Origin of the sequence: Vibrio ichthyoenteri ATCC 700023 (assembly GCF_000222605.1) — a bacterium.
In the GTDB taxonomy this organism is placed as follows: Bacteria; Pseudomonadota; Gammaproteobacteria; order Enterobacterales; family Vibrionaceae; genus Vibrio; species Vibrio ichthyoenteri.
Genome location: NZ_AFWF01000086.1, coordinates 16,866 through 28,553 on the forward strand (window position 1 = coordinate 16,866; position 11,688 = coordinate 28,553).

The following is an 11,688-nucleotide window of genomic DNA, read 5'->3' on the forward strand; positions in this document are numbered from 1 at the left end:
CAATCTGATAATTAGCTCGCTAGGAAGGGGATGAATCGCGAGTGTTAAAGGGCAGTTGAAGCAATCACACTGGGGTTAAATTATCCGATGGGCAGTCGTCGTCCCTGCGACTAAAAAACCTGCATTTAACGAAAAATGACATACTCTGGCGTCTACCTGCGATATTAATTCACAGTTAGATACACATTTACATAACATATTCTTTTGCGTAAATTGAAAGTTAAAACAATATAATTGATAATGCGTATCATATTCACCTAGGTAAAATATGATGTTTGACGCATTACCCGCAGGCTCAACAACCACTTCATCGTTTGATAGTGAGAACAGTACCTCTCCGTTATCGATCCTTCTGGTCGAGGATGATATAAACCTCAATCATCAATTGACCGCCCTGCTACAAAGCGAACACTATTGTGTTTCCAATGTAGAGTGTGGGGCCAAAGCGTTAACTTTACTCAAAATGCGCCAATTTGACTTAATACTGCTTGATGTCAACATCCCTAACATAGATGGATTTGGTTTACTAAAATACGTCCGCTCTCATTCACGTACCCCCGTCATTATGCTGACCGCTTATGGTGCAGAAGAGCATCGTATAAAAGGATTGCGCTATGGTGCGGATGATTACATTAGCAAGCCGTGTAATTTTGAAGAGGTAAAACTAAGAATTGAAGCGGTACTTCGCCGAACCCAACAACTCGCAGCCCCAACCTCTTCCCGCTACTTAAGTTATCAAGAGCTAACGCTCGATAGGCAAACTTATCAAGTCACCGTAACAAGCGAGAATCATGAAGAACCGCTAGTATTCACCCCCATTCAGTTCAAATTGCTTTGGACACTCATACAGCACAAAGGATCTGTGCAAAGCAAACCTTTCCTCTATCAAGCCGTACTTGAACGAGAATTTAGCCCCTATGACCGCGCACTTGATATGCATTTAAGCCGAGTTAGAAAGCAGTTATCCGCGCTTGGAATGGCGCAGGGACGCATACAAACAGTTCATGGAAAGGGATATATAATCAAATGAAACGAGTTCTCTTTTGGCGATTATTCATCGTGCTCGCTTTAGGTGGCGTTATCTTTTTTTCTTTACTGCATAGCGCAGCACTCATATCTAATGAAAAAATGAGCTATTTAGCCCAACAGCATCAACAAGAAATTCTCGATTGGGGCGTAACCGCGCAGCAGTTTATCGATGACAGTGATCAGCAAGGTTTGGACAACTGGTTAACCCAACTGGCCTATCAGGAAAACACGTGGGTAACGGTGGTTAAATCCCAAATTGATGTGGTCAGTGGCAACGGGCTTAATACCCGTTTTTGGTCTGGTTACGGGATAGGCCGAAACGTAGAATGGAAAATTCACCTCGATTTCCCCGATAACCCAATCATGGAAGTCGCCCTATCACCCAGCAATCACCACTTTTTGATTATATTACCCGAACGTATGCGTCCGGGAGGCTATCTGTCGCATGCATTTTGGTTATTCCGTGTCGTGATTCCTTTTATTGCTCTGCTGAGTTTAACCGTTTATCTATACCGATATGTTATGCGCCCTTTGCGTGGTTTTCAGCGAGCCACCAAAGACTTTAGCCAAGGTAACTATCAAGCAAGGGTGAGCCATTATCTCACCCTTGGCGACGATGAAGTCAGTCATGTGGCGAAAACCTTCGATATGATGGCCGATCGAACCGAACGTGTTATTGAGCATAATCGCAACCTAATCGCTGAAATGTCCCATGAAATACGCACGCCCCTGGCACGTGTCGAAATGGCCACTGACTGTGTAGAGAACCATATCGATACCTATACCATGGTCGAAAGAATTCGCTCAGAGGTGAAAAACATTCGCCAGATGGCGGAAGACACTCTCACATTAGCATGGCTAGAGAATGAACGCCCAAACCTATGCCAAGAATCCTTTGATCTGGTTGAGTTGCTGGATGCCATTATTGAAGATGCGCGTTTTGAGTATCCAGATCGAACGATCTCGTGCAACATCCCAGCATCCATACCTTTGACCCACTCCAATCAGCGGGCGCTTTCTCAGGCCCTAGAAAACATCATCCGTAATGGCTTACGCTACACGCCAGCAGGTGATATTTTTATTGTCACTGCCTGCTTGTCACAGCGCGCGGCTCACATCACGATTTCTGACTCCGGCCCAGGACTTGAGCCATCACTGACTAAAACTATCTTCCGCCCATTCTTTAAAGCCAACAACCAACAAGGTGCTCGCAAAGGCTTTGGGGTTGGGCTGGCACTCGCAAAACGTCATATCGAAGCGGTGAATGGCACTATAGAGGCCAAAAATCGTCAGGCTAGTGGGCTCGACATGGTGATCGAACTGCCCTCTTAATACCTGATTTTATTATTGATCATAACGTTGTGACTCATTCTATTACTGAGCCTGTCATTGATTTGTAACAGTTGTAAAAGTCATTTACTCCGCAGGGGCAAATCTTCAATATCCACAACCGATAATAATTCTCATTTAATCAAGGGGTTTACGGGAATGGATACCGTATTTAAGTTAAGCCCTGTGGCGCTCGCCCTCATTGCATTTTCAACCTCAGCACAAGAGACAGAAGTCATTGAAGTGACCGGTCAACAGTTGATTGGCGTTGACACCATCATCACCGCGGAAGATCTCTCTAAACGTCAAGCGAGTGACCTCAATGATATCTTTCGTAACGATCCTGAAGTGACGGTCGGTGGTTCATCGGGGATCAGTCAGAAGATTTATGTGCGTGGTTTAGAAGATACCATGCTTAATGTCACGATTGATGGTGCCCAACAGACCAGTAATTTATTCCACCACCAAGGCCGTTTATCAATTGAACCTGAACTGCTTAAACAAGTTGATGTGAGTGCTGGTGCCGGTCGAGCGACCAATGGCCCAGGCGCATTGGGTGGCGCAATTCAGTTTAAAACCAAAGATGCTCACGATTTACTGCATAGTGGCGAAAAATTTGGTGCACAAATCAAAAGTGGTTACTACACCAACAACAAAGGGCAAAAATACTCTGCCAGTTTATATGGTGAAATCACCGAAGGACTCGGGCTCCTAGCGACCTACGGCTATATTGATAGCGATAACATCAAAAATGGCAACGGTGACGAACAACCCTATACGGCAACGGAACAACATGTTGGCCTCATCAAGCTTTCCGGGCAAATCAACCCAAATCACTATATTTCATTAGCTTATGATTTCCGTGAAGATGATGGCGCGCGTCTGACCAAACCGCACTTCCAACCCAGTTTTAAAAATACCCCTCTAGAACAAGAAGCAGACCGCGAGACCATCACCGGTAACTATCGCTTTACCCAAGGTAATTACGTTGCTCTGGATGCGACGGTCTATAACACTCGATCTCGCATGTCTCACTTAGACAACCCACTTTGGGGGACGAGTGATGGCTCAATCGAGACCTTTGGCGGAAAACTGTTCAACACTGCATCGTTTGAAAAACACACTCTGATTGTGGGTGCTGATTATCGTGATGATGAATCTGAATTTGAAACCAACTGGGACGGAAACCGTTTTGACTATGAAAAAGGCAAAGTTTATGGTCTGTTTGTGCAAGATGATTGGCAAGTTACCGACACCATATTGCTCAGCGCGGGGGCACGTTACGACTGGTATCAACTGACTGACAATGTCGATCAAGATTTCGAATCTTCTGGCTTCAGTCCAAACATCGGCATCGACTACGAAGTCGCTTCCGGTGTTGTGATGTTCGCTAACTATGCAGAAGCATTCCGTGGCCAAACGGCTAAGGAACTCTTTATCATCGACTGGCGTGAAAACGATCCTAACCGTGGCCCAGAACGAGCGAAAAACTTCGAGTTTGGTACCCGAGTCCTCAAAGATAACTTCTTTGCTGGGATCACGGTATTCGATAGCCGAATTAAAGATGTGGTGGATAAAGACTCCGTCACGGGCAACTACACCAACGTCGGTGAACTGGTCACAACCGGTGTGACGGCTTATGTGGGAACTCATCTAGGCGATTTGTCGACGCAACTAAGTTACAACCAATCTAAGCCTGAGCTCAACGGTGTTCCATTGAGTGATGGAGACAGCACGTTAGGCACCTCAATTGGTGACACATGGGTGCTTGATCTCAACTACACCTTATCTCAAGCGCTACAGTTTGGTTGGACATCGACTTTCGTTGAACGCCTCTCTTATACCGCAGATGCCACAACCTATCCTGAAAAAGCCGGTTACGGTGTTCATGATCTCTATGCACAGTGGCAGCCAATCACCAGTGAAGAATTGTTATTAACCTTGTCGGTTAAAAATGTATTCGACAAACAATACTTCGATCATGGCACCTACGTTGGCATTATTGGAAGCGAAGTAGCTAAAGGCTACGCCTCCCCTGGTCGTGATGTTCGATTCAACCTGAGCTATGCATTTTAAAGGATAGTCTTATGTTCAAAACAGCCAGTCAGTGGCTATTGACCGCCCTTTGGGCGGTCTCTTCCAGCGCTATCAGCCAATCAATTGTGGTCGAGCATCCATTAGGCACAACCACTTTACCAACCCAACCAAGCAGAGTGGTTGTGCTTGGTATGGATGCGTTAGATGTTATGGATTATTTGGAAATCGAACCGATTGGGGTAGTAAAGCGCCCGATGCCTGATTATCTAACTAAATATCAAGCGGAGCGTTACGTCAGCGTAGGGACGCTACATGAACCTGACTTTGAGACGATTTATACTCTAAAGCCAGACCTCATTATTGTCAGCAATCGCAGCACGCCAGCTTACGATGAGTTGAGCAAAATTGCCCCAACGGTCGCTTTTACGGTCGACGCTCGTCAGTTTTGGCTTTCAACCCAAATAGCATGGCGAATGATGGGGAAACTCTTTCAGCAACAAGCTGCCATTGAGCGCATCATAAAAGCCACTGAAGAACGAATCACAGCGATTCAACAACGTGCATTGGCAGAAAATGCTCAAGCTTTGATGGTGATGGCCAATGGTGACAATATTACCACTTTTGGTGCAGGTTCTAGATACGATGCCATTTTTAACGAATTTGGCTTCAAAGAGATCGTCGATAATGATGAAACCGCTGCGCACGGCGACTTAATCAGCTATGAGTTTATCGCAGAAGCTGACCCAGACTATCTATTGGTGATGGACCGAGACAAAGCGATTGGACGAGAATCAGGTACAGCGAAAAAAGGCTTTAGCAATGAATTAATCAAGCAAACCAAAGCGGCGAAAAATGGACGCATCACTGAATTAAACCCACAAGCTTGGTACATCTCCGCCAGTGGTATTACCGCTACAGAGATTATGATCAAGGATATTACGATGGCACTAGAGTAGTCATCTACCCACTTGCATCTATGTCATAACGAATACTCTTTGTGCCGCGAGGTTATCTCGCGGCATTTTTTTACCCGCAGATCAACTCACATAGCGCAAATCAACGCTGTTGGTCTCCAACGTGTCGCCAATATTATTCTGCGAGCGACATCAATGAAGCTCGCTATTTTATCCGTCGCACGATAGCAAATACCCGTTAAACTGGTGGACGCTACCACCATCGGTGCACACCCAGTGTATTTCAGAGAGAGTCTTCTATTGCGCAGTATCGGTACATTATTTAGCGGACAAAATGGGGTTCTTTTCGCCATCAATAGCGTTACCGCACTCGCTTTTGCATTTATTCTGCCGGTCATGAGCCTGTTTCTAATCACGGAACTTAATGCGCCTCCCGCTTATTTGGGCATTTATACAACACTCACCGCAATCATCACGATCATTGTTAGCCAAAAGTTAACTGCACTTATCGACCAAGGCGTGCCGAGTAAACGCCTATTTCTTTTTTCGTTACTTGGGATCATTGCCTCTGCGGTCGGATTCTCATTCGCTCAAACATTTTGGCATGCATTACTGATTGGTTGTACGGCAATGCCGATCGCATCAAGCGCCATTCCATTGCTCCTCACCATTATTCGCAATTATGCCGATAGCAGCGGCCAAAACAGCGCTAAACTCAACTCTCAAATGCGTTCGTCAGTATCCTTGCTGTGGATTTTCGGCCCACCACTGGCCTTTATATCCGTCGAACACCTTGGTTTTACCACCAACTATTACCTTTCTATTGCATTTGCGTTGGCTGTTATTTTGATCGTCACCTTTGGGCTTAAATTACCGCAAGCCAATCGGGTCGTAAAAACCAAAGAGCAGCATGACGCATTGCCAAAACAAGTCTGGTTTCTGGCGTTTATTACGCTACTTGCCAATATTGGTAACAGCACTTATATCAACGGCATGCCATTGCTGATCACACGTGAAATGGGCTTACCGACTTCCTACCCTGGATTCTTGTTCGGTCTTACCGCTGCAGTTGAAATTCCTGTGATGCTACTGGCGGTTGGCTGGGCTGAACGCTGGAACAAACCGGCGGTGATTCGTATCGGTTTTGTCAGCGCCATGGCTTTTTATGTGGGTATGTTTTACGCCCAAACGATGCCTGTGTTACTGGCTCTACAAATATTAAATGGCATATTTTTTGGTATTTTTGTTGGTCTAGGAGTCACTATCATGCAGGATTACGCACCAAATAATATTGGCAAAGCTTCTGCGATATACACTAACGCTATGTTGATCGGCACAATGATAGGCACTAGCTCCATGGGAGTCATTTCCCAGTACTTTGGCTTTAGAATGATTCTATTGTCTAGCCTAATCGCCATCAGTTTTGCCTTCATCGCCCTGTCGATTTTCATGCTAAGAAATCCAAATCATGTCAATAATGAGCTGGTAACACCCTGCTAAACCGTATGCTAGCAGAAATATTACGCCATTTTGCTTAAACCCTAAGCAGTTACCCAGACTCGACTACCCTATTAAAAATCAGTCGTTATACTTAGCTATAAGTTTCAATAACATTGATATGCCATGAGTTTACGTAAATTGTTTTTAATTGGTCTGGTGACCATTTTTTCAGGCTGTGCGACTTACGCCGGTTTAAACTTCGACCAATTGTTTGGTGAATCGCACGCGCGGGAACGCAGAGCCGACATTGGAACCCCTGCCAGTAACCAGTTTTTAGATGACGTAAAACCCATTATCAATAATCGCTGCGTGGTCTGCCACGCCTGCTACGATGCGCCATGCCAACTCAAGATGAGTTCGGTGGAAGGTATCGATCGCGGCGCCAGTAAGGCATTGGTTTATGAAGGCACTCGCTTAACCGCGACAACGCCAACCCGTCTCTTTGAAGATGCTGATACCACACAACAGTGGCGTGCTCTTGGCTTTCACCCAGTCCTTAATGAACGTGATCAAACCTCTACTGCGAATATTGAAGCGGGTTTAGTCGCGCGTCTGCTGGTACAAAAAGAAGAGCACCCCCTTCCCGACCAAGTTCAGCTTGAAGGTTTTGATTTCGCCACAGATCGCGAACAAGTTTGCCCTACGATTGAAGAGCTAGACCAATATCAAAATGATTACCCGACGTGGGGAATGCCTTACGGCATGCCAAATTTGTCCAATCAAGAGTACACCACTCTGATGAATTGGCTGAATGATGGCGCCATTATGAATAAAGCCATACCGCTAACCACTGAACAGCAAATCATGGTTAATCTTTATGAATCGCTATTCAATGGTGAAAGTAATAAGCATCAATTGGTGGCGCGTTATATTTATGAGCACCTGTATCTATCGCATCTGTATTTTTCTGAACTGAACGAGGAAAAACCGCGCTTCTTTACCTTGGTTCGCTCTGCAACACCGCCCGGAGAGCCCGTTAAGCGTATCGCGACTCGTCGCCCATATGACGATCCACAAGTTGCGCGGGTCTATTATCGACTGATTCCAGAACAAGGTACGATCGTAGATAAAACACATATGCCTTTTTCCTTGAATAAACAACGTATGCAGGACTGGCAAAACTGGTTTTTCAACGAGCAATATAGTGTCGCGCAACTGCCAAGCTATGATGCTGATGTGGCAGCAAACCCAATGACGGCTTTTAACGACTTACCGGTGAAGGCTCGTTTCAAGTTTATGCTCGATAATTCTCAAAATACGATTTCAGCCTTTATCAAAGGGCCAGTTTGTCGTGGTCAACTCGCTTTAAACGTCATCAATGACCATTTTTGGGTATTCTTTTTGGACCCCGACAAATCGGATCTTCCAGAAGTTGATGCTTTCTATCGTTCGCAACAAGAGAACCTAAAATTACCGAGTGAATTGGAGAGCAATACCCTGCCTATAAGCAACTGGGTTTCCTATTCACGCCAACAGGCGCGTTATCTAGAAGCAAAATCGGATTTCATCAATCAAACCTTTAAAAATGGTCAGCATTTAGATACCAATGTCATTTGGACTGGTAACGGGAGCAATCCCAATGCGGCTCTAACGATCTTCAGACATTTTGACAGCGCTTCTGTTGTTCGAGGCATGGTCGGTCAGCAACCGAAAACCGCATGGGTGTTGGATTATGCCTTGTTAGAACGAATCCACTACCTCTTGGTGGCGGGCTTTGATGTTTATGGCAACTTTGGCCATCAGTTGATCACTCGTATGTTTATGGACTTTTTACGCCTTGAAGGGGAAAGCAACTTTGTTGCCCTGCTACCGCGTGATGTGCGTCATAAAGAGCAATCAAGCTGGTACCAGAACCAAAGTTCGCAGCTAAGTGACTATCTACAACGTAACGTTAAGCCGTTTAATCAACCGACTCAGGTTCCTTATCACACCAACAACCCTAAGAAAGAGTTGTTCGATATTTTGCAGCAAAAACTGAAACCCGTTTTACACGACCGCTATGTAATCGTCGACACAGGATTTAGCGCAGATAACCAAGCGCTGTTGCGTCAAATAGACAATATTCGTGGATCTGGTTTACGTCCAATCCCACAAATCATGATGCTGATGATTGAAAGCGACCAAGGCCATCAGCAGTTGTTTACGTTGTTGCACAATAATGCGCACACCAACATCTCTAGCTTATTTGACGAAGAGAGCAACCGTGACTATGCCCATGATTCCCTCACGTTAGTACGTGGGGTGATCGGCAGTTACCCCGCCGCGTATTTATCTCTTGAAGAGAATCAAATCCCAGCGTTAGTAAATATGCTGAAAAATATGCGCAACGGCGATGATTACGTTAAGTTGTTGGATGCATTCTCGATTCGCCGAAGCAACCCAGATTTTTGGTCGTTCAGCGACGATGTTCATCGCTGGTATCAGCAAGATCAACCGATCGAATTTGGATTACTTGACTACAATAGATTTGAGAATAGGTAGAAATCAATAACGCTTCTTTCCTATTTGAGGAGGTGTGTATGAGCAGCCAAGATACGATACGAACTATCGAACAGCAGATTTACGTGGCTTGTTCTGAAGGTGACTATGATACCGTCAACATGCTTGAGCATCAGTTAGAACGGCTTCGCAGTAAAGCGGAACACCCTTTTGACGATGACCCTTACGCGCCAGAAGGGAAAATATTCCCTGACGATGAATGGTAAGTCAAACCGCATATTTTAAAGCCCCAGCCTGGGGCTTTTTGTTTGAAACCACATCCCAATAGTCATAGCCACTCAACCGATAACATTAACGGTAAATAACCCATTTTATACTCAAAAAGACGCCCCTATCTTTTTCTGCTCCACAGGGATTTGGCCTGCCTTTTGGCAGGTCTTTTTTTTGCCCTCTATAGATTTTTCTTGTGGATTTTTAACGCTACGCTCATAGTTACCCACTTCCGATGGGTAACGTGCTACAAACTATTCCTTTACAAAGCACATTTTGACGCTATTATTCTTGCGCAAACGTTTGCCCATCTATTCATATCGTAGTTTTGAGGGTTTTATGCTGTCGGATATCAACATTTGCCGAAGCGCGAACTTAGTACCAATTGGTGACATTGCCATTCGTGCTGGCTTAAAAAAAGAAGAATTTCATAGCCAAGGGAAATACAAAGCGAAAGTCTCGCTCAATTGCCTTAAACGTCTGAGTGATCAAACCGCCAATAGTAATAGTGGCAAGTTAGTGCTGGTTACCGCGATCACACCAACTCCGCTTGGTGAAGGAAAGACCGTCACCACCATTGGGCTTGCACAAGGTTTGGCGCAATTACAACGTTCAGTCATTGCTTGTATCCGCCAACCTTCCATGGGGCCTGTCTTCGGCGTAAAAGGTGGAGCAGCTGGTGGCGGTTATTCTCAAGTCGCGCCTATGGAAGAGCTCAATTTGCACTTGACCGGCGACATTCACGCCGTGACAGCCGCACATAACCTTGCCGCCGCAGCAATTGATGCACGCATTTACCACGAACAACGTAATGGCTATGAAGACTTTGAGCTGCGCAGTGGTTTAACAGCACTGAAAATCGATCATAAACGCGTGGTCTGGAAACGAGTCATGGACCACAATGACCGAGCTTTGCGAATGGTCACGGTTGGACAAAATGAACTAGGTAAAAACATCAACGGCTACGAACGTGAAGATGGCTTTGATATTTCTGCCGCATCGGAGCTAATGGCAATACTTGCTTTAGCCTCGGATTTAAAAGATCTTCGTGCTCGCATCGGTCGAATCGTCGTTGCGTACACTTTAGATGGTGACCCCGTAACAACTGAAGATCTGCAAGTTGCAGGGGCGATGGCAGTCAGTATGCGTGAAGCGATTGAGCCGACCCTAATGCAAACACTCGAAGGTGTCCCGACGCTTATTCATGCAGGCCCATTTGCTAACATTGCGCACGGAAACTCTTCGATCATCGCCGATAACATCGCGACTAGATTAGCTGAATTTACTGTGACCGAAGGTGGTTTTGGCTCAGATATGGGCTTTGAGAAAGCCTGTAATATCAAAGCGCAGATTTCTGGTAAAGCACCTGATTGTGCGGTTATTGTGGCAACATTACGCGGGTTGAAAGCCAACTCAGGTCTGTATGACTTAAAGCCTGGCCAAGCGATTCCCGACTCCTTGTTTAGCGATGACAGTGCAGCACTCGAAGCGGGTTTCGAAAATCTAAAATGGCACATCAACAACGTCAGTAAATATGGTGTGCCTGCGGTGGTGGCGATCAACCGCTTTCCGCAAGATAGTGAGAGCGAACTGGCACAGCTCAAAGCGATGCTCGAAGCCTTGCCAAATAACATTGAAGTAGCGATTAGCGAGGGCTTTGCCAAAGGTGGTCAAGGTACGTTAGAACTCGCGCAGAAAGTGGTGCAGCAGTGCCAAGTTGCCCCGCAATTCAATCCACTTTACCAGTTAGAACAAACAACCGAAGAAAAACTGATGGCTGTTGCTGAAGTGGGTTATGGCGCTTCTAGCGTGACACTGAGTTACCAAGCACGCCACCAACTTGAGGAGTATCAAAAGCAAGGGTTTGATAATCTAGCGGTTTGTTTGGCAAAAACGCCTCTTTCAATTTCTACTGATGGTAATGTGAAAGGAGCCCCAACTCACTTTAATGTTCCGATTCGAGAGCTTAAATTGTGCGCTGGAGCCGGCTTTATCTATGCGCTGTGTGGTAACGTCATGACAATGCCTGGTTTGCCTGAAAAACCAGCGTTTATGAACTTGGATCTTGATGACGATGGAAATATCATCGGATTAAGTTGATTGAGAAAGCGAGCTTGATAGCTCGCTTTTTTTCATTTAAAGCGCCTGTCCTGCCCTACCATTTACAAAA

At 45.5% G+C, this 11,688-nt stretch carries 8 protein-coding genes; all 8 read left to right on the top strand.

The genetic code is table 11. From position 1 onward, the window contains the following. Positions 1 to 271 precede the first annotated feature (271 nt). Positions 272 to 1,030 (top strand): response regulator transcription factor, encoded by a 759-nt coding sequence (locus tag RH85_RS07165; protein ID WP_006711543.1) that lies wholly within the window; start codon positions 272 to 274, stop codon positions 1,028 to 1,030. Further along, complete coding sequence (locus RH85_RS07170) at positions 1,027 to 2,361, top strand: sensor histidine kinase (protein WP_006711544.1); 1,335 nt, start codon at positions 1,027 to 1,029, stop codon at positions 2,359 to 2,361. Before RH85_RS07165 ends, RH85_RS07170 begins: the two co-directional genes overlap by 4 nt. 156 nt (positions 2,362 to 2,517) lie before the next feature. Further along, positions 2,518 to 4,434 (top strand): TonB-dependent receptor domain-containing protein, encoded by a 1,917-nt coding sequence (locus tag RH85_RS07175; RefSeq protein ID WP_006711545.1) that lies wholly within the window; start codon positions 2,518 to 2,520, stop codon positions 4,432 to 4,434. Positions 4,435 to 4,445: 11 nt separating this feature from the next. Next, positions 4,446 to 5,351, top strand: coding sequence for a siderophore ABC transporter substrate-binding protein (locus tag RH85_RS07180; protein WP_006711546.1), 906 nt, complete (start codon positions 4,446 to 4,448; stop codon positions 5,349 to 5,351). A 258-nt stretch (positions 5,352 to 5,609) separates the two neighbouring features. After that, a complete protein-coding gene (locus tag RH85_RS07185) occupies positions 5,610 to 6,809 on the top strand; it encodes a sugar efflux transporter (RefSeq protein ID WP_006711547.1) in 1,200 nt (399 codons plus the stop codon). Positions 6,810 to 6,932: 123 nt separating this feature from the next. After that, positions 6,933 to 9,290 carry a fatty acid cis/trans isomerase gene (locus RH85_RS07190; RefSeq protein WP_006711548.1) on the top strand — a complete coding sequence of 786 codons (2,358 nt, stop codon included), beginning with the start codon at positions 6,933 to 6,935 and terminating at the stop codon, positions 9,288 to 9,290. Positions 9,291 to 9,328: 38 nt separating this feature from the next. Beyond that, complete coding sequence (locus RH85_RS07195; RefSeq protein ID WP_006711549.1) at positions 9,329 to 9,514, top strand: hypothetical protein; 186 nt, start codon at positions 9,329 to 9,331, stop codon at positions 9,512 to 9,514. Positions 9,515 to 9,857: 343 nt separating this feature from the next. Further along, complete coding sequence (locus tag RH85_RS07200) at positions 9,858 to 11,618, top strand: formate--tetrahydrofolate ligase (protein WP_006711550.1); 1,761 nt, start codon at positions 9,858 to 9,860, stop codon at positions 11,616 to 11,618. The last annotated feature ends 70 nt before the right edge of the window (positions 11,619 to 11,688 follow it).